We start from the raw sequence: 15,846 nt of genomic DNA, 5'->3' as shown, positions 1-15,846 counted from the left end.
TCACACTCATACTTCCGTCGCGCCTTATTAACGCAACATCTCTAGCTGGGCACTGAAAGCAAGCTGCGCCTGGCGTACTTGGCGCACATCGCTTTCCAGCGAATTCAGCCGTTGAGACCACTCCTGCTCCAATGCTTCCAGGGCTGCTTGATCTGCGGGCGCTTCTATCTCTGCAACGGATGTTTCCAGCTCATTAAAGCGTGCCTCGAACGCTGCTCTTTGTGCTGATAGCTGCTCTTCCCAAGCGCTACTGACACTGTTGAGCTGACTATCCAGGCCATTGATGCGCCGTTCGGTCAATTGCTCCAGATGGGAGACTTCCTCAACAAGATTTTGACGACCCGAGGAACCCGTTTGTTCCAAGGCGTCAAGAGATTCCCTCACCGCCATTAATTGACTGTCGCGCAGTTCGGCTTGCTCTCTAAGTTGAGACAACTGCTGCAACAGTGTATTGATGGAATCACTAGAGACAGTATCCTCGCTAGAAGTGAGAAAACCGTACAACTCTTCCCGAGTAGCGGCCAACGACACTGACAGCTGCTCCTGCTCTTGGAAAAGCGTCGACATCTGAGCTTGTACAAAGGTTATCGTATCTTGTACATCCGTGTCATCCGAATCCAACCGAGCGTGCACATTGGAGACTTCCCCACTTACCCGGTGCAGCTCACCCAGCAGTCGTTCACGTTCATACCAAAGTCCAGCCGCCGCCGCGCCATAAGCGCAATGATCAGTAGCAAACATAGCCATAGTGGCCATAGCGTGGGCCCCTTTCGGTGACGCAAGTGTTGCGCAGTCAAGCTTTGATCCACATCGGGCACAATACGAGAGGATGCGGTAGCGTCTGGCATGACATTTCCTCAAAGAGTCTTCGGGTCGGCACGGCGGCCAATACCTCGGTACATTAATCCACAGCTGGCAACGAACTCAGGGTCGTAAATATTGCGTCCGTCTAGTACGAGCTTAGCGTTTAAAAGCGAGCCGAGTCGGTGCCAGTCCGGGTTCCAATACGTTTTCCATTCAGTCACCAGCATCAGTACATCGGCCCCCTCACAGGCTTGGTAAGGGTCATGCGTATAGGTGCGCAGGTCGTCACGTTCGCCCACCAAGGCATGAAGAGCTGGCACTGCTGCTGGGTCGTGGAGCTGAACTTTAATTCCTTGCGCCCAAAGAGCCTCAAGCAGCGTTAATACCGGGGCGTGGTCAATACGCGCTGTGCCGGGCTTAAACGCCGCACCCCATATCGCCACGGTTTTACCCGCCAGCTCACCTGCAAAGTGAGCCCACAGTTTGCGAAACAGGGTCTCTTTCTTCTGCTCGTTAATATCCATTACCTGCTCAAGCAGTGCTGAATAGCGACCACTTTGCAGTTGCACATCGGCCAAGCGCATCAAATCCCGGGAGAATTCGGCCCGCCAAACCCACATCCGGGGTAGAGATACTCAAACCCGATCCGTGAGTCAGCGCCCATTCCCTGGCGGACATGTTCAACATCCACCCCAGGGTATCAGCCAAGCCAGCAATTTCATTCATATAACTGATACGGGTAGCCAGCATGCCGTTAATTGCCAGCTTGGTGAGCTCTGCAGCGCGGCGCGGCATACACTGAAATACTTCGCTGCGGCGATTAAAGGCGCGTAATAGTTCCCTGGTCACCTGCTCACCAGTGGCATCATCGCAACCTAGCAGCCGCCTAGTGGGGCGGGTAAACGACTCCCACGCCCGCCCCTCTTCCAACGTATCTGGGAGTGCCACGCTGGTGTGCTGCATGCCCATCAGTGCATGCAGGCGCTCGGTCTCGCCGACCGGAAACGTTGAATTATTGATAAGCACTATGCCCTGCTGATCGACCAATAGCGGGTCTTCAACCAACGCACTGGCTGAACTACGCTGCGCAGGAGATAACGCCAGCCAGATCACTTCAGGCGTGCGCGCCTCTTTAAGCTGCTCAATGACCTGCAGTGTCCCATCCGCCAAACCCTGCTCCAGATGAGCCATCAGCTGAGGTTCGCTGCGCAGCCAGTCCACTCGGGAAAGTGCTGACCAGGGGGCGTCAGCGTGCGGCAACCACTGCACCTGATGCCCGACCCAGGCCAACGCAGCGGCGGCCGTCGCTGCGCTCAATTCGCTACCGTAAAGCAACACCCGCATGGGTTACTCTCCTTGTTGGTAACGTGATAACAGGGCTTGGAAACCCTCACCAAACTCGGGGTGACGCCGCGCGTAGGCAAGTGTGGCTTCAAGATAACCCAGCGGCTGGCCACAATCGTAGGTCGTGCCCTGCATACGGTATGCCTGCACCCCCGACTGTTCGCGCAGGGTCTCCAGCGCATCAGTGAGCTGAATTTCGCCACCGGCACCGGGCTTGGTGGCTTCTAAAATGGAGAAAATATGGCCTGGCAGCGCGTAGCGACCAATCACGGCTAGGTTTGAAGGCGCTGCATCGCGCTTTGGCTTTTCCACCATTCCCACAAGATCTGCCGATTGGTTAGGTGCAGGCACATCGCCAGCGGGTGCCACGATGCCATACTTCTCAACTTGCTCCCAAGCCACCTCTTCCACCATTAGCTGCGCCGTTTTCTGTTGGTCATAAGCTGCCAACATGCCGGCCAAGTCGGTAGTTTGGTTGGCGCTGTTGTCGACCAGCACATCGGGAAGCAGCACTGCAAAAGGTTCGTCGTCGCCGATGATCGGGCGAGCGCATAGCACCGCATGGCCTAACCCCAGCGGTACACCCTGACGAATACTGATAATGCTGACATCATCAGGCACCAAATTGCGCAACATCGCCAAAAGCTCGTGTTTACCTTTCGCTTCCAGGCTGGCTTCTAGCTCGGCGTGGGTGTCAAAGTGGTTTTCAATAGCGCTTTTATTACTACTGGTGACCAGCACAATCTCACGAATACCCGCGGCAATGGCTTCTTCGACCACATATTGAATAACCGGCCTATCGACAATCGTAATCATCTCCTTGGGAATAGCCTTCGAAGCCGGTAAGCAGCGGGTGCCAAACCCAGCAACAGGAAGTACGGCCTTGCGAATCATAAAGAGGTCCTTTTCATGCGTTCCGACACAGGAGTGGTTAGAATGTCCATAATACTGAAGGCGTGGATGGATGCCACCTCGCCAATGGACGATAACCAGTGCAAATGGATAATAACCAGTAACTAAGCGTCAACTCTTCGCTTAATGCGTAACGACAATGGGAGTCACAACATGCAAGCGACACCACAGGATAGCACTGCTGGTCACTATCAAGGCAATGTCGATGCAGCAGAAGTCGCCAAATTTGAAGCGCTTGCTAGCCGCTGGTGGGATCCGCAGGGTGAATTTAAACCACTCCACGAGATTAACCCTTTGCGGCTCGATTTTATTGATGCGCGTGCGGGCTTGGCAGGAAAAAAAGTGCTGGATGTGGGCTGTGGCGGCGGCATTTTGAGCGAATCAATGGCCAACCGCGGGGCTAAAGTAACCGGTATTGATCTCGGTGAAGCACCTTTAGCGGTGGCTAGGCTGCACGCGGAAGATCGCGGTGTCGAGATCGATTATCAGCACATCAGTGTGGAAGCCATGGCGGCTCAAAAGCCCGGTTTTTACGATGCAGTGACCTGCATGGAGATGCTTGAGCACGTACCCGACCCCGCCTCCGTCATTCGTGCCTGCAGCGCCCTGGTTCGCCCTGGCGGCTATGTGTTTTTCTCTACGCTGAATCGCACCGCCAAGTCCTATGCGTTTGCCATTCTAGGCGCCGAGTACGTGCTTAGACTGCTCCCCCGGGGTACGCATAACTACGCGAAATTTATTCGCCCTTCAGAAATGGCCGCCTGGTCTCGCGACTGTGGCTTAGAAGTGCGTGAGCAGACGGGGCTTACCTACAATCCGCTAACCCGGCACTATCGTTTGGTAAGCCATGATGTTTCGGTCAACTACATGATGTACTGCCGTAAGGTGAGCGATTAAATGCCGATGCAAGCGCCCCAAGCGATTCTCTTCGATCTAGACGGCACCCTGGTCGATACCGCTCCAGATTTAGCCCACGCAACCAATGCGCTACGTATTCACCACGACTTAGAGCCACTTCCCTTTGAAGTGATCCGCCGCCAGGTCTCTAACGGCGGTAGTGCGCTGGTGACGCTGGCGCTAGGGTTAGAAGCGACAGCGGATGGACATACTCAAGCACGCCAGTTCTTGCTGGATGCCTACGAGCAGGCGGTCGCGGTGCACAGCCAGGTCTTCTCGCCGCTCGATGTATGGCTGAAAGAGTGGCATGGCAACCAACGACCCTGGGGGATTGTGACCAATAAACCGCGTCGCTATACGCTACCGTTATTGGACGCATTGGCGCTTCAGCCGGGCGCCCTACTATGTGCAGATGACCTGAGTGTAAAAAAGCCAGCCCCTGAGCCGCTCTGGGAAGCTGCCCGGCGGCTAGGCGTTGAGCCGGGTCAGTGCTGGTACATCGGCGACCATGCACGGGATATCGAGGCCGCCGTCGCTGCGGGGATGACGGCCGTGGCCGTTGGCTACGGCTATATCAGCGCAGAGGATGACTATCAACAGTGGCCTGCTGACTTATGGTTTGGAGAGTGTCACGCGCTGGTCGATGCCCTTAACGGTTTCAGACGCTAGCGACAATTTCAAGCGTAAGTACCGGCGGGCATCGACGTGCTGATAAGGGGTTTAAAAGTAAGCGCTATACCCGTGGCGGCTGGGCATCAAGCTTTTGACCGTTGGTGCCTGCACTGTCTGGCCCCATAAGCCATAAGTAGGTAGGCATGATGTCTTCCGGGGTGCGTAGTGTGAAGGGATCCTCACCGGGGAACGCGGTACGCCGCATTTGAGTCCGTGTGGCACCCGGATTGAGTGAATTAACGCGTACCGTGGACTGGTTATCCAATTCGTCGGCCAACACCTCGACAAACCCTTCGGTGGCAAACTTAGAGACCGAGTACGCTCCCCAATAGGCGCGGCCTTTACGGCCAACGCTGGAGGAGGTGAATATCACCGATGCATCGTCAGACGCCTGCAGTAGCGGCAATAGTGCCTGGGTCATCCAGATGGGCCCATTGATATTCACCTGCATCACCTGCTGCCAGAGCTCAGGGTTATACTGCTCGAAAGGCGTGATGCGACCCAACAACCCAGCGTTATGCAACACCCCGTCCAAACGGCCAAACTCTTTATCCAGCGTTTCCGCCATATCATGAAAATCTTTTAGCGTAGCGCCTTCAAAGTTGAGCGGAAAAATCGCTGGCTGGGGCCCACCGGCCGCTTCGATTTCATCGTAAACGCGCTCTAACTTGGCAATAGTGCGCCCCAATAGAATCACGGTGGCTCCGTGTTGGGCATAGCTCAAAGCTGCCGCACGGCCAATCCCGTCCCCTGCGCCGGTTACCAACACGATGCGATTTTCCAATAGGTTGGGCGCTGGTTGATAGTCGATCTTGCAGCTCATGCTGATTCCTTGAAGCAAAAGATATTAACTTGCTGATTGGCGTAAAAAGTCATTGGCAAGGCCCGCGGCACTGCTTTGCGGGTAGTCATCGCGCACTTGCTCGAGTAGCTCACGGCTGCGCTCTGCTTCGCCTTTACGCGCTTTCACTAAGCCTAGCTTATAGATCGCATCCGGCACTTTACTGCTGCCGCTGTACTCCTCGATCACACGGCTAAATGCCTGGTCGGCGGCATCCAGCTCGCCTTCTGCAGCATATAGCTCGCCCAGCCAGTAGTGACCATTAGCCGTTAGACTAGTATCAGGATGGTCGCTAACAAAAGCCTCAAAGGCCGCAATCGCCTCATCAAAACGGCGCGCTTGAACATGCGCAAAAGCCGCTTGGTAATCGGCCTGGGCGTCCTCACTGACATTGCGGCTCGAAGGCGCGTTGACAACTTCTTCAGCGGCCTCAGGCTCGACTGCTGGTGTTGACTGCTCAATCTGAGTTGGGCCGCTGCTCATCAGGCGGTCTTCAATATCGAGATACTGCTGCTGGGATTGACGACGCAGCTGTTCCAACTGGTGGCGTAACTCTTCAATTTGACCACGCAGCTGCTGGATCTCCTGCTGGTGCTCCTGCACCTGGTTAAACAATACCAGGTTACCGCTGGACGCTTCCTGGCGCTGCGTTTGCTGGTAAAAGCTGCTGTTGGAAGAGTTGGAAAGATCTTGAACGAGCGGCTGTTGAGCGGTGGCCGTTAGGGGCAATACGGACAGCGGGAGCACTATGGCTCCCGCACCGCACAGCCTCTCAACGTAACGCTTGAGACTGTGATTCATGATGACTCCGTAGACGTAAACGGCGTGCGATAAGCCGCACGCCGAATTCATCAGTGGTTAAGCATTCAATCGTTAAATGCTCAGTAGTTAAATACAACACGGCGGTTCTGAGCGTAAGCGCTCTCGTCTTGGCCATTGACAGCCGGACGCTCTTCACCATAGCTAACCACGCTCATTTGTGAAGAAGAGACGCCCTGAATATTCAAGAAGCGTTCTACCGCATTAGCACGACGCTCCCCTAGCGCCATGTTGTATTCACGGGTACCGCGTTCATCAGTATGCCCGTGGAGTACCACTTGAGCGTTCGGGTTAGCACGCAGATAGCGCGCATGAGCCATTACCACGGATTCGTACTCGCTCTTAATTGTATCGCGGTCGTAATCGAAATAGATGGTGCGTACTTCTGGGATGCGTGAATCAGCCTGCTGACCAGCGCCTGAACCAGAGGTGGAACCATACTGACTACCCGTGCCTGTACCCGAGGTGCTAGACCCAGTCGTGCTGCCATCCTGGCTACCGTACGAGTCACCGTCTTGGGTTCCGCCGGTGCTGGAACAGCCAGCGATTACCACGATAGATAGCGCTGCTGCTAATGAGCGAGCCAACGGTTTAAGTTGCATAATCAGACTCCTTGCCTGAAAACTGAAATTTTGATGTTAATCAATTTAAGAAGGGTGACCAAGCTGGATCACGAACATCGCCTTGTGCTGACGGCAGCCTGAATGAAGAGCGACCATCGGCAGAAACAGCACTTAGTACCCCACTGTTACCCTGCTGGGTAGCGAAGATTACCATGGTCCCGTTCGGCGCAACACTAGGAGATTCATCTCTTGTTGATTCACTCAATACCACTAAGCGGTCACCGCTTAGGTCTTGCCTTGCTACTTGATAACCACGGCTAGAGCGATGGATCAAGAATATTTGCTCGCCATCCGGCGAGAAGCGGCCACGCGCATTATAATTACCGGTAAATGTCAGGCGCTGGGCCTCTCCGCCACCCAGTGTATATTGATAGAGCTGGGGGCCGCCGCTACGATCAGAGGTAAACAACAGGCTGCGTCCATCCGGCGCCCAAGCGGGCTCCGTATCAATACTGTTGTTATTGGTAATACGTTCTACTGAACGGTTGGCAACATCCATAATGTAAATTTCAGGCTGGCCATCTTTAGACAGTGACATGGCGATACGCCGCCCATCCGGTGACCATGCTGGCGCGCCGTTAATGCCATCGAAGGAGGTCGCCTGCACGCGCTGGCCCGTCGCCACATCCTGGATATAGATCGCCGGACGCTCAGTCTCAAAGGAGACATAGGCGAGCTTGGTGCCGTCGGGCGACCACGCCGGTGACATGATCGGTTCATCAGAGGTCAATACCTGCTCACTACGGCGGCCATCGGCGTCTGCAACGTACAGACCAAACTGCATATCGTCACCGATACCTTGGGCCGTGACATAAGCAATTTTGGTGGAGAACGCGCCGCGGATATCAGTAATCTCTTCAAAAATTTGATCGCTGATATAGTGTGCTGCACCGCGCAGGTCATTACCCCTCACTGTCACGGTTTCACCGATCATTCGACGCTGACCACTGATATCCATCAGTTCAAACTGTAGTTCAAAGCCACCGTCAGTTTGTTCTGCCTGGCCGACGACCAGATAGCGCACGTCCAGCGAACGCCAGGTACCGAACTGCACATCGTCAGATTGGCTAGGCTGCTCAAACATAGCGCTGCGCGCCAAGGGGGCAAAATAGCCACTGCGTTCAAGGTCATCTTGAACAATCTGTGCTACATCTTCGGGCAGGCCGTCTGAACCGGCAAACGGCACGACACCAATCGGCAGCGCTTGATCGCTGCCCCGCGTGATCTCAATGGTTAAGTTAGCACTTGCCACACTGCTAAAAGTGAACAGCAAGCACAATAACCAAAATTTCTTTAACACTTGAGTTTGCATCAACGGACTCCCCCTGGGGAAAAGTTCAAAGTGATATTGCGTCGGATTTCACGCTGTTGATCTTCTGATAATTGTAGTAGCTCAGAAAACGGTGCCGCTTGCTCAACCGCCTGAATAATGGATTGATCAAAGGCACTATCGCCACTCGATGATGTTACGTTTACTAATAATACCTCCCCCGAAGGCCCCAGACGCACATTGACAGAAGCCCGCATACTATCACTTGATCCACCAGGAATTATCCAGGCTTGTTCAATAGCTCGTTTCATTATGTTGCTGAAATTATTTGCAGCCTGCTCAGCCTGCTGGGCATTGGCAGCTGCTTCGGCCTCACCGTCCAGTTGGCGCTGCATAGCCGCCTCGGCAGCTTCTGCGGCTTGGCGTTGGCGCTCAGCTTCTGCTTCACGACGCTGCTGCTCTTCGGCTTCACGCTGACGCTGTGCTTCGGCCTCTCGCTCTCGCTGAGCCTCCTCTTGCTCACGCAATCGCTGTTCTTCAGCTTCGCGTTGGCGTTCAGCCTCCTCCGCTTCACGGCGCTGCTGCTCTTCAGCTTCGCGCTGACGCTCGGCTTCTTCCGCTTCACGGCGCTGCTGTTCTTCGGCTTCGCGCTGGCGTTCTGCTTCTGCCTCTTCGCGTTGCTGCTGCTCGGCGGCTTCCTGCTGGCGTTGTGCCTCTTCCACTTCACGCTGGCGCTTTGCGGCAGCTTCCGCTTCGGCTTCACGTTCAGCCGCTTCAGCAGCCTGCTGTTCGGCCTGCTCAGCCGCTTCTTCAGCTCTACGTTGGGCCTCAGCTTCCGCAGCCGCACGTGCTTCTTCTAGCGCCTGCGCCTCGGCTTCCGCCGCCTGTTGGGTGGCTTCTTCTGCGGCTTGCTGCTCGGCTGCGGCCTGCTGTTCACTAGCTGAAGGCTCTTCCGGTGCATCAGGCTCGGTGGGGGCTTCAGCAGGCGCATTCATCGCCGCCTGCTCTTCCGTTGCTTGCTGCGCCTGGTCGGTAAAGGTTTCGGTGCTTACCAGCGTTGCCTGTACGATCGAGGAGCTGTCAGGTTCTGCGTCTCGATTAGGCAGGCTGATCAAGCTAAACGCTACAATCGCTACGTGCACACCTATCGCCAGAACAGTCGGCCACTTATAGCCGACGTCTTGAGGATCGCGCGGGGATTTCAGTGCCATGTGCTGCGCCTTGCCCTTACCCATCTTTTGACGGCTCAGATAGCAGCCCCACATTAGCCACGCCAGCGCCTTGCAGAGTGCTCATCAAGACGACAATCTGACCGTAGGCCACATTACGGTCGCCGCGTACCATTACCGGTGTGCCTGGGCGACGCTCTATAATCGTTGTCACTCGTGAGGACATCTCATCCAGCGACACCGACGTGGAGTCTTCCCAAGCGTGATGAAGTACCCACCGTCGCTATCAACCGAGATAATGATCGGATCATTATCCTCCTGGATATCAATGGGCTGAGAGGTGACTTGCGGCAACTCAACTTGTACGCCCTGGGTCAACATGGGCGCGGTGATCATAAAGACCACCAGCAGTACCAGCATGATGTCAATGAAAGGGACGACGTTAATCTCCGCCATTGGCTTGCTTTTGCCGCTACGATTGAATGGTCCTTGCATGGCTCTCTCCCTTAGCTGGCGCTCGGTTTGCCGTCACGACCTTGCAAATTGCGGTGCAGGATAGCGTGAAACTCTTCGGCAAAGTCTTCATATTTGCCCAGCAGGCGAGAAGACGAGTTGGATAGGCGGTTATAGAAAATCACCGCTGGAATCGCCGCAAATAGACCCATGGCTGTGGCAATGAGCGCTTCAGCAATCCAGGGAGCCACCGTAGCAAGGGTCGCTTGCTGAGTCAGTGATAGTGCCTGAAACGACCCCATGATGCCCCATACAGTGCCGAACAAGCCGATATAGGGGCTAGCTGAGGCTACCGTGGCAAGAAACACTAAATGCTGGGTTAAGCGATCCTCTTCCCGAGACCACGCTACGCGCATGCTACGCTGAACGCCTTCCAGCACGGTATCCGGGTCACGGGTTTTAGGCATCAAACGGTTAAATTCACGAAAACCAGCTTGAAAAATATGCTCGGCGCCGTGGCGCGGGTCATCGGCAGGAATCTCACGATAGAGTTCGTTTAAGTCGACACCTGACCAAAAAGACTCCTCAAATTGGTTGTACTCTTTCTTGGCGCGGCCCAGCGCAATACTGCGCTGAAAAATCACTACCCAAGAGAGGATCGACCCCACCAGTAGCAGCAGCATTACCAGTTGCACTACAGTACTGGCATTCATTATCAAATGGGGAATGGACATGGTGTTATCGTTCACAGGTGCCCTCATCAATCTATTAGGGTCGGGATTGCCGACGCAGTGAGTGACCTCTTGGTTAAGAGGCCTGGGTCAAAACTTTAAGCGATGCTGGCCATGCTTTTGGCCGTAAACGTTCGGTGCTCAAGCAGGCTATCTCGACTGTGGCAGAGCATAGGAGTTCCTCATTACGCCAAACCTGCTGTTCAAATGTCATCCGACAGCGCCCAACGTTGGTAACGTGAGCACTAATTTCCAACGCGTCATCCAAGTAAGCCGGTTTCGCGTAGTGACAGGCCAAGCGGTATACCACTAGCTGTGTACCTTCGTCTAGCAGCGTTTGCTGATTCAGGCCCAACTGGCGGAGCCATTCACTACGCGCACGCTCCATAAACTTCAAGTAGTTAACGTAGTAGACAATGCCGCCTGCGTCAGTATCTTCCATATAAACGCGCAGCGGCAGTCGATAACCTTCTCTTGTGCAGCTACTCACGGACGGCGCTCTCCTTCCATATCGGTTGCCTGTGCGTGGGGCACGCGCTCAAAGTGCAGCCACGCCTGGCGGGTGGCCACCCGGCCGCGGGGAGTGCGCATCATCAAGCCCTGCTGAATAAGATAGGGCTCAATAACGTCTTCGATCGTGTCACGTTCTTCACTGATCGCCGCGGCGAGTGAGTCAATACCCACCGGCCCACCGTCAAATTTATCGATCATGGCCAGCAGTAGCCGCCGATCCATATGATCCAAGCCGTGGTGATCCACATTAAGCATATTGAGAGCCGCATCAGCCATGGCGACATCGACGACGCCGTTACCTTTCATTTCGGCGTAATCCCGCACCCGGCGTAGCAGTCGGTTGGCAATTCGCGGCGTGCCCCTTGAACGCCTGGCCACTTCAATGGCGCCATCATGGCTGGTTTCAACGCCTAACAAGCGCGCTGAACGCGAGACAATTTCTGTTAGCTCTTCCAGGTTATAAAACTCAAGCCGCTGCACGATACCAAATCGGTCACGCAGCGGGGAGGTCAATAATCCTGCCCGGGTCGTGGCGCCCACCAGGGTGAAGCGGGGAAGATCCAGTTTAATCGAACGTGCCGCAGGCCCTTCGCCAATCATAATATCGAGCTGAAAATCTTCCATGGCCGGGTAGAGCACTTCTTCGACCACCGGTGACAGGCGATGAATTTCATCGATAAAGAGTACGTCGCCAGGCTCTAAATTAGTCAGCATGGCGGCTAGATCGCCTGCCCGCTCGAGTACCGGCCCGGAAGTCGACTTCATACCGACGCCCATCTCGGTGGCAATAATATGCGCAAGGGTCGTTTTACCTAACCCTGGGGGGCCAAATACCAGAGTGTGATCCAGGCTCTCTTCACGCAGCCGCGCGGCGCCGATAAAGATTTCCAGTTGTTCACGCACACGCGGCTGGCCAATATAGTCATCCAGCCGCTTGGGGCGAATCGCGTAATCAATGCGCCCCTCCCCCTGTTCAGGCTCAGCGGCGATCAGCCGATCGTGTTCTAACATAGGTGCTCTTCTTTATGGCGATTCAAAAGGTCTATTCACAAAGGTCTATCCACTACCCACAATTTCGTACTCACACCGCTGCCTGCTTAGCCACCCATGCGCTGGGTGAGCGCGGCTTTAATCAGCGCTTCGGTAGACTGATTGGGGTCAATATCGGCGAGCATTTTCGACGCCTCAGTCAGTTTATACCCCAAGCTAACTAACGCGGCTTCCGCATCGGCAAGACTATCGCGGGTAGAAGCACGGCCATTGGTGGCTTCAAGGGGCAATAGCGCGTCGCTGCCATCTTCCCACTCGGGAAAACGGTCGCGCATTTCAATAATCAGCCGCTCTGCGGTTTTCTTACCCACTCCTGGCAGGGTTGTCAGCGCTTTGCTGTCGTCATCACGGACGCAGCGCATAAAGGCGTCTTCGTCCATACCCGACAGGATGGCGAGTGCAAGCTTGGGCCCTACGCCATTGACCTTGATCAAGGCGCGGAACAGAGCACGTTCATGCTCACGGCCGAAGCCATAGAGTAAGTGGGCATCATCACGAATGGTTAAATGGGTGAATAATGAGACGCTCTCGTTAATCGCAGGAAGTGCGACCAGCGTATTCATTGAGGTTTCTAGTTCGTAACCTACGCCATGAACGTCGATCACAATCCAGGGAGGTTGCTTTGCCACTAGCTGACCACTCAGACGTCCAATCATAAATACGCTCGCACCGGAATGAAAAAAATAGAGTGAAAAACAGGTGATTACTATAAAGCGACTCTGTACAGGTGACCAGTAGTTCAGCCAGCGGTACAGCGGGAATTAAAGCCGCCAGCGTCCAGTTGAGCGACGGCGGCCCCGAGATGGCGCAGCGGGCAAGCCATGGCTGCTAAACACAGAGCCGTTATAAGCATGGGTTAACGCAATGGCTAACGCGTCGGCGGCATCGGCCTGGGGAGTAGCGGAGAGCTGCAGAATGGCGGTCACCATATGCTGCACCTGCTCTTTGTCCGCGCCGCCCTGGCCGGTCACCGCCTGCTTGATCTGCCGCGCGGCGTACTCGGCAAGGCTCAAGCCATGATTGGCCATACACACCATTGCCGCCCCCGAGCCTGGCCAAGCTTCAGCGCTGAATCGGGATTTTTGGCCATAAATACCCGCTCAATGGCCACCTGGGAGGGTCGATGCAGGCCGACGACTTCGCTAAGACCGGCGTAAATTTGCGCCAAGCGCTGCTCCAAGGCCCCTTCTGCCGTGCGGATACAGCCACTCGCTACGTAGCAGGGTTTAACGCCAATAATGTCGATCACCCCGTAACCGGTTACCCGGGAGCCAGGGTCTATGCCCAAAATGCGAATGGGTACGACGGGCTTTTGCTCTTCCATGGCGTCGATACTCGTGTGACTAGAACATACAAAAACACCGACGCCGTGGCGTCGGTGTTGAGCAGCCATCCAAACCGATTTATTCGGCGGCGGGTTCCGCTTTGACTTTCTGACGTAGGCGGATGTTCAAATCTTTCAACTGCTCGGGGCTGACTTCGCCCGGTGCATTGGTCATCAAACAGGCAGCGCTTTGGGTTTTCGGGAAGGCGATGACTTCACGAATAGTTTTGGCACCGACCATCAGCATGACCAAGCGATCCAAGCCAAAGGCTAAGCCACCATGAGGCGGTGCACCATACTGAAGTGCATCCAGCAGGAAGCCAAATTTCTCTTGGGCTTCTTCTTCACCGATGCCTAGAATCTCAAACACCGTGCTCTGCATGGTCTGATCGTGGATACGAATAGAGCCGCCGCCCAATTCGGTACCGTTGAGCACCATATCGTAAGCGCGTGAAAGCGCATTGGCGGGGTCTGCCTTGAGCTCTTCCGGTGTGCAGGAAGGCGCGGTAAAGGGGTGGTGCAGCGGGCTCAGGCGACCACTGTCGTCGGCTTCAAACATTGGGAAGTCGACTACCCACAGTGGCGCCCACTCTTGAGTATAGAGCTCCAGATCAGCACCGAGCTTGACGCGCAGCGCGCCAATGGCTTCGTTAACGATACGGGCTTTATCGGCACCGAAGAAGATGATGTCACCATCTTCTGCGCCCACGCGGTCGAGCAGCTCTTCAACGATGTTTTCCATAAACTTGACGATCGGAGACTGCAGACCTTCAAGCCCTTTGGCGCGCTCGTTGACCTTGATCCACGCCAAGCCTTTGGCGCCGTAGATGCCGACAAACTTGGTATATTCGTCGATCTCTTTGCGCGATAGCTTGGCGCCACCGGGTACTTTCAGCGCCGCTACGCGACCATCATCCGCGCTGGCGGGGCCAGAGAAGACTTTGAAATCGACTTGCTGCATCAGGTCGTCGACATCGGTCAGTTCCAGCGGGATACGCAGATCCGGCTTATCGGAACCGAAGCGATCCATCGCTTCCTGCCAGGTCATGCGCGGGAACTCAGGGAGTTCGGCTTTTAGCACGTCCTGGAAAAGCTGACGAATCATGGCTTCGGTAATGCCCATGATGTCGTTCTCTTCCACAAACGACGCCTCGATATCAATCTGGGTGAACTCAGGCTGACGGTCGGCGCGCAGGTCTTCATCGCGGAAGCACTTGGCAATTTGGTAGTAGCGGTCAAAACCCGCCACCATCAACAGCTGCTTAAACAGTTGCGGCGACTGAGGCAGTGCAAAGAAACTACCCGCGTGGGTACGGCTAGGCACCAGGTAATCACGAGCACCCTCTGGCGTAGCGCGGGTGAGTACCGGCGTTTCGATATCCAGGAAGCCTTGGTTTTCGAGGTACGCGCGCACGTTATGAGAAATACGCGAGCGCAGACGCAGCTTCTCGATCATATCCGGGCGACGCAGATCGATGTAGCGATGCTTTAAGCGCACTTCTTCGCCAACCTTGCCATGCTCATCCAGCTGGAATGGCGGGGTAACGGCGGTGTTGAGCACTTCAACGTCTTTTGCCAACACTTCAATCATACCCGTCGGCATGTTGGCGTTTGGGTGCCTTCTGGGCGCAGCCGAACGCGACCAGTGATACGCAGGACAAATTCACTGCGGGCACGGTCGGCATTAGCGAATGCCTCGGCGGTATCAGGGTCGACCACGAACTGTGCGATGCCGTCGCGATCGCGCATATCGAGGAAAATTACCCCACCGTGGTCACGGCGGCGATGAACCCATCCGCATACCGTAACCGTTTGATCCACCAAAGTTTCGTTTAGCTGGCCGCAATAATGGCTGCGCATGTCAAATCCTGTTCTGTTACGTGGCAATGAGTGTGTCGCGGGCGTCCCGACCCTGACTGCCGCGGCTATGCCGCGGCGCCCTTGTCTTTGGGAGTAACGCTCTTAGCGGTAGCGCTGGAATCGCTTGATTTACCGGCATCTGCAGAGGCAGTTTTGCCATCAGCGGCCAGGTTCTTTTTGCTACCCGTTTTGAAATCAGTTTCGTACCAACCGCCGCCAGCCAAACGGAATCCCGCTGCCGAGACAAGCCGTTCCAAGCCATCACTTTGGCATGCAGGGCAATCCTTGAGAGGATCGGCGCTAATTTTCTGCAATTTTTCCATGCGATGGCCGCAGGCCTTGCACTCATATTCATAGATGGGCATCTTAATGACTCCTAATAAGCTCAACCCTGACAAGCTTAGTTCTGACAGGCCTGATTCTAAAGACCCAGCTCTAAAGGCTCAGCTCTAAAGACCCAGCTCTGACAAATCCAGTTCTATCTAAAAGACTCGTTCTGAAAAGAAAGAACAATGGCGAACACAAACGCTGCCAGGCTGCAATATGTGGCCAGTCGGGGTAAAT

Annotated in this window: 15 protein-coding genes and 4 pseudogenes; 2 read left to right on the top strand and 17 right to left on the bottom strand. The window is 55.1% G+C overall.

All coding sequences use genetic code 11. The features are described 5' to 3' along the window. Window positions 1-27: 27 nt before the first annotated feature. From FDY98_RS11880 to galU, 4 genes and pseudogenes are all read right to left on the bottom strand, one after another. Window positions 28-848: pseudogene (locus FDY98_RS11880) on the bottom strand (hypothetical protein). Window positions 849-857: 9 nt separating this feature from the next. After that, window positions 858-1,373 (bottom strand): UDP binding domain-containing protein, encoded by a 516-nt coding sequence (locus tag FDY98_RS27885; RefSeq protein WP_340146884.1) that lies wholly within the window; start codon window positions 1,371-1,373, stop codon window positions 858-860. Further along, window positions 1,336-2,148 (bottom strand): hypothetical protein, encoded by an 813-nt coding sequence (locus tag FDY98_RS29510; RefSeq protein ID WP_442907919.1) that lies wholly within the window; start codon window positions 2,146-2,148, stop codon window positions 1,336-1,338. Before FDY98_RS29510 ends, FDY98_RS27885 begins: the two co-directional genes overlap by 38 nt. Before the next feature lie 3 nt (window positions 2,149-2,151). Next, window positions 2,152-3,042, bottom strand: coding sequence for a UTP--glucose-1-phosphate uridylyltransferase GalU (gene galU, locus FDY98_RS11870; RefSeq protein WP_027959420.1), 891 nt, complete (start codon window positions 3,040-3,042; stop codon window positions 2,152-2,154). Between the two features lie 171 nt (window positions 3,043-3,213). On the opposite strand from galU, the gene ubiG reads away from it, so the two are divergent. Further along, entirely contained in the window at window positions 3,214-3,957 is a 744-nt protein-coding gene (gene ubiG / locus FDY98_RS11865) for a bifunctional 2-polyprenyl-6-hydroxyphenol methylase/3-demethylubiquinol 3-O-methyltransferase UbiG (protein WP_022523481.1), read from the top strand. Beyond that, entirely contained in the window at window positions 3,958-4,626 is a 669-nt protein-coding gene (locus tag FDY98_RS11860) for an HAD-IA family hydrolase (protein ID WP_022523482.1), read from the top strand. It begins immediately after the preceding gene. A 64-nt stretch (window positions 4,627-4,690) separates the two neighbouring features. On the opposite strand, the gene FDY98_RS11855 is transcribed toward FDY98_RS11860, so the two are convergent. The 13 genes and pseudogenes from FDY98_RS11855 to FDY98_RS11795 all read right to left on the bottom strand — a co-directional run bounded on the left by FDY98_RS11855 (window position 4,691) and on the right by FDY98_RS11795 (window position 15,647). After that, the gene (locus tag FDY98_RS11855; RefSeq protein WP_022523483.1) at window positions 4,691-5,452 is read right to left on the bottom strand and encodes a YciK family oxidoreductase; all 762 of its coding nucleotides are present in this window, start codon (window positions 5,450-5,452) and stop codon (window positions 4,691-4,693) included. 24 nt (window positions 5,453-5,476) lie between these two features. After that, window positions 5,477-6,271 (bottom strand): tol-pal system protein YbgF, encoded by a 795-nt coding sequence (gene ybgF, locus FDY98_RS11850; protein WP_022523484.1) that lies wholly within the window; start codon window positions 6,269-6,271, stop codon window positions 5,477-5,479. Between the two features lie 80 nt (window positions 6,272-6,351). Continuing rightward, complete coding sequence (gene pal, locus FDY98_RS11845; RefSeq protein ID WP_027959419.1) at window positions 6,352-6,891, bottom strand: peptidoglycan-associated lipoprotein Pal; 540 nt, start codon at window positions 6,889-6,891, stop codon at window positions 6,352-6,354. Between the two features lie 40 nt (window positions 6,892-6,931). Then, on the bottom strand, window positions 6,932-8,224 hold the full coding sequence (gene tolB, locus FDY98_RS11840) for a Tol-Pal system beta propeller repeat protein TolB (protein ID WP_035537371.1): 1,293 nt from the start codon (window positions 8,222-8,224) through the stop codon (window positions 6,932-6,934). Continuing rightward, window positions 8,224-9,393 (bottom strand): cell envelope integrity protein TolA, encoded by a 1,170-nt coding sequence (gene tolA, locus FDY98_RS11835; protein ID WP_232778990.1) that lies wholly within the window; start codon window positions 9,391-9,393, stop codon window positions 8,224-8,226. The genes tolB and tolA overlap by 1 nt, the downstream gene beginning before the upstream one ends. A gap of 16 nt (window positions 9,394-9,409) precedes the next feature. Further along, a pseudogene (gene tolR, locus FDY98_RS11830) lies at window positions 9,410-9,846 on the bottom strand (protein TolR). A gap of 11 nt (window positions 9,847-9,857) precedes the next feature. Then, window positions 9,858-10,553, bottom strand: coding sequence for a protein TolQ (gene tolQ / locus FDY98_RS11825; protein WP_007114222.1), 696 nt, complete (start codon window positions 10,551-10,553; stop codon window positions 9,858-9,860). A 58-nt stretch (window positions 10,554-10,611) separates the two neighbouring features. Further along, on the bottom strand, window positions 10,612-10,977 hold the full coding sequence (gene ybgC, locus FDY98_RS11820) for a tol-pal system-associated acyl-CoA thioesterase (RefSeq protein ID WP_051051927.1): 366 nt from the start codon (window positions 10,975-10,977) through the stop codon (window positions 10,612-10,614). A 44-nt stretch (window positions 10,978-11,021) separates the two neighbouring features. Continuing rightward, on the bottom strand, window positions 11,022-12,059 hold the full coding sequence (gene ruvB, locus FDY98_RS11815) for a Holliday junction branch migration DNA helicase RuvB (protein ID WP_009286691.1): 1,038 nt from the start codon (window positions 12,057-12,059) through the stop codon (window positions 11,022-11,024). Window positions 12,060-12,145: 86 nt separating this feature from the next. Next, complete coding sequence (ruvA, locus tag FDY98_RS11810) at window positions 12,146-12,754, bottom strand: Holliday junction branch migration protein RuvA (protein ID WP_009286690.1); 609 nt, start codon at window positions 12,752-12,754, stop codon at window positions 12,146-12,148. Between the two features lie 105 nt (window positions 12,755-12,859). Further along, window positions 12,860-13,422 (bottom strand): annotated as a pseudogene (gene ruvC, locus FDY98_RS11805) (crossover junction endodeoxyribonuclease RuvC). 79 nt (window positions 13,423-13,501) lie between these two features. Then, window positions 13,502-15,282, bottom strand: a pseudogene (aspS, locus tag FDY98_RS11800) (aspartate--tRNA ligase). A gap of 65 nt (window positions 15,283-15,347) precedes the next feature. Further along, window positions 15,348-15,647, bottom strand: a complete 300-nt coding sequence (locus FDY98_RS11795) for an FmdB family zinc ribbon protein (RefSeq protein ID WP_027959416.1) — start codon at window positions 15,645-15,647, stop codon at window positions 15,348-15,350. Window positions 15,648-15,846 lie beyond the last annotated feature (199 nt).

It is taken from the genome of Halomonas sp. PA16-9 (assembly GCF_009728585.1).
In the GTDB taxonomy this organism is placed as follows: Bacteria; Pseudomonadota; Gammaproteobacteria; order Pseudomonadales; family Halomonadaceae; genus Vreelandella; species Vreelandella titanicae.
Note: the sequence above shows the minus strand (reverse complement) of the source record. Positions and strands in the feature narration are given on the sequence as shown.

What these genes read in the sequence shown, in the direction of transcription:
- galU (WP_027959420.1), bottom strand. Translation starts at nt 3,042, where the DNA reads ATGATTCGCAAGGCCGTACTTCCTGTTGCTGGGTTTGGCACCCGCTGC.
- FDY98_RS11860 (WP_022523482.1), top strand. Translation starts at nt 3,958, where the DNA reads ATGCCGATGCAAGCGCCCCAAGCGATTCTCTTCGATCTAGACGGCACC.
- FDY98_RS11795 (WP_027959416.1), bottom strand. Translation starts at nt 15,647, where the DNA reads ATGCCCATCTATGAATATGAGTGCAAGGCCTGCGGCCATCGCATGGAA.
- ruvA (WP_009286690.1), bottom strand. Translation starts at nt 12,754, where the DNA reads ATGATTGGACGTCTGAGTGGTCAGCTAGTGGCAAAGCAACCTCCCTGG.
- FDY98_RS29510 (WP_442907919.1), bottom strand. Translation starts at nt 2,148, where the DNA reads ATGCGGGTGTTGCTTTACGGTAGCGAATTGAGCGCAGCGACGGCCGCC.
- ubiG (WP_022523481.1), top strand. Translation starts at nt 3,214, where the DNA reads ATGCAAGCGACACCACAGGATAGCACTGCTGGTCACTATCAAGGCAAT.
- FDY98_RS11855 (WP_022523483.1), bottom strand. Translation starts at nt 5,452, where the DNA reads ATGAGCTGCAAGATCGACTATCAACCAGCGCCCAACCTATTGGAAAAT.
- ybgC (WP_051051927.1), bottom strand. Translation starts at nt 10,977, where the DNA reads ATGGAAGATACTGACGCAGGCGGCATTGTCTACTACGTTAACTACTTG.
- pal (WP_027959419.1), bottom strand. Translation starts at nt 6,891, where the DNA reads ATGCAACTTAAACCGTTGGCTCGCTCATTAGCAGCAGCGCTATCTATC.
- ybgF (WP_022523484.1), bottom strand. Translation starts at nt 6,271, where the DNA reads ATGAATCACAGTCTCAAGCGTTACGTTGAGAGGCTGTGCGGTGCGGGA.
- tolA (WP_232778990.1), bottom strand. Translation starts at nt 9,393, where the DNA reads ATGGCACTGAAATCCCCGCGCGATCCTCAAGACGTCGGCTATAAGTGG.
- ruvB (WP_009286691.1), bottom strand. Translation starts at nt 12,059, where the DNA reads ATGTTAGAACACGATCGGCTGATCGCCGCTGAGCCTGAACAGGGGGAG.
- tolB (WP_035537371.1), bottom strand. Translation starts at nt 8,224, where the DNA reads ATGCAAACTCAAGTGTTAAAGAAATTTTGGTTATTGTGCTTGCTGTTC.